Genomic DNA, 273 nt, shown 5'->3' on the forward strand with positions numbered 1-273 from the left:
GCCCAGCCCATCGATCATCTACCCCAAGGAAGGCCCTTTCGATAAGCGCCAGGGCTACACCTACCTGCCCTTGATGCTGGAGCGGCTCAACCAGCGCAACTTTGTTGTGCAGCAACAGGCGCAGTTCTCTCCCGCCTTGCTCGACTATGCCCAGCGCGGCCTGTTTGTACCCTACCCGGAGAAGATCCAGAGCGGCCTGCGCATCAGTGACTGCAGCGGTACGCCCTTCTATGAATTCCGCTACCCGCAACAACGCTACCCAAGCTTCAACAC

At 59.3% G+C, this 273-nt stretch carries 1 protein-coding gene; it reads left to right on the plus strand.

Annotated elements, in window-relative coordinates; translation table 11 throughout:
* The coding region (locus tag O4H47_RS17930) for a hypothetical protein (protein ID WP_269395390.1) at positions 1-273 on the plus strand (273 nt) is incomplete at both ends.

The sequence above is a fragment of the Maritalea porphyrae genome (genome assembly GCF_027213965.1).
GTDB lineage: Bacteria > Pseudomonadota > Alphaproteobacteria > Rhizobiales > Devosiaceae > Maritalea > Maritalea porphyrae_A.